General features: G+C 50.8%; 2 protein-coding genes. Both read left to right on the forward strand.

Translation table 11 applies throughout. From position 1 onward, the window contains the following. Window positions 1–90 precede the first annotated feature (90 nt). Window positions 91–540, forward strand: a complete 450-nt coding sequence (locus tag B9Z40_RS16995) for a hypothetical protein (protein ID WP_100174548.1) — start codon at window positions 91–93, stop codon at window positions 538–540. A gap of 228 nt (window positions 541–768) precedes the next feature. Further along, complete coding sequence (locus B9Z40_RS17000; protein ID WP_100174549.1) at window positions 769–1,392, forward strand: DUF262 domain-containing protein; 624 nt, start codon at window positions 769–771, stop codon at window positions 1,390–1,392. The last annotated feature ends 103 nt before the right edge of the window (window positions 1,393–1,495 follow it).

The raw sequence follows: 1,495 nt of genomic DNA on the forward strand, positions 1-1,495 counted from the left end.
CCAAAACGAAAGGAGCTAAAAACACAGAACAGCTAAACTTATCCACAACCGAATAAGCCAATTCTTTAAAAACCAGTGGCTCAATATTCGATGCAAACACTGGCTCAGTTTGTCTGGCTAATCAACATGCGCCCAACAGAGCTGGAAGCTCTCTGCCAAAAGAACAAACTCCCCAAGCAGCCACCACCAGAATTTGTCAGACGCCCTTTGGAAGAACTACTGACATTGGGACCGATGGACATTCAGTTGTTGACTGCCAGTGACGAAGACAGCTGGTCTGTTCCCGTGGGTCTGATGGTCACGGAAGATGGTGTCATTGCCGATGAATTGTTCATCACCAACAATGACCGATCTCAAAGACTGCGAAGGGCTTGCGCGATGACCGTGGACGATGGAACGACCAGATACGGCATGGCCATCATGGAGACAAGTCCTGACTTCACACGGATGTACCCCTTGGGAGATAAAGCTGTGCCTGTCGAAGAAATACTTGCGCAGGTTGAGTTGGAATTTCTGAGTTCAAAGGAAGAAAATTTTTGAACCGCATTCGACAAACTCATAACTGGAATTACCCATCAACCACTGGGGGCTGGAATGCAGCGATAGCGGCCGCTAGTCATAGGGCTGCAGTTCAACATTCCAGCTCGAAACGGAGCATTGAGCCCCCAGAATCAGCGATCGACATCTATGGTGTATCCGACAGTAGAACAGTTGGCCGTTCTCCGCCACGGCTAAACTGAGGTCAAGAACGTGGAAAGAGGAAATAAAGTGAGCTTAGATCAAGAGATTGCGGGCGCGCGCAAAGAGATCGTGGCCGACGGCTACGACATGTCTGTGGGCGAGATTATGAATCTCTACAAGGACGAAGAGATGCTTATCAATCCCTCTTTTCAAAGGCTGTTTCGATGGTCCGACTCGCAAAAAACTCGATTCATAGAGTCCTTACTACTCGGCATCCCCATACCTCCAATCTTTGTGGTTCAGGGTGAAAAAGGCGTTTGGGAACTGATTGATGGCTTGCAGCGGCTTTCCACGGTCTTGGAATTCGCAGGGCTGCTGCGAGGCGAGAACGGTGCGATGGTGCCTGCTTCAAGTCTGGGTGGCACAGCCTTTCTCCCGTCTTTAGCCGGGAAGCGCTGGGAGCCAAGCGCTGAGGGTGCGGATGATGGCATCGGAAAGGAGCAGCAACTACAAATCAAGCGAGCGCGGCTACGCGTCGAGATTCTCAAGAAGGAGAGCGATCCGAAGGCGAAGTACGAACTCTTCCAACGCTTGAACAGCGGTGGCGCGAACCTGACGCCGCAAGAAGTGCGTAACAGTGTGGCCGTCATGCTCAATCCAAGCTTCTTTGACTGGCTTGTGCTGAGGGTGTTGATTGGCCTTAAAAACTGAGCCACTTTGAGAGGAATTTGCATCCAAATTTGAGCCACTTCATTGGCCTATCCTGCTCATTTTTTGAGCAAGGGTGGCCGGGAGTGATCAACGTGGGAACTTT

The sequence above is a fragment of the Limnohabitans sp. 15K genome, from assembly GCF_002778285.1.
Classification (GTDB): domain Bacteria; phylum Pseudomonadota; class Gammaproteobacteria; order Burkholderiales; family Burkholderiaceae_C; genus Limnohabitans_A.

Excerpts from the sequence above, each read along its gene's own strand:
- B9Z40_RS16995 (WP_100174548.1), top strand. The coding sequence starts at position 91 with ATGCAAACACTGGCTCAGTTTGTCTGGCTAATCAACATGCGCCCAACA.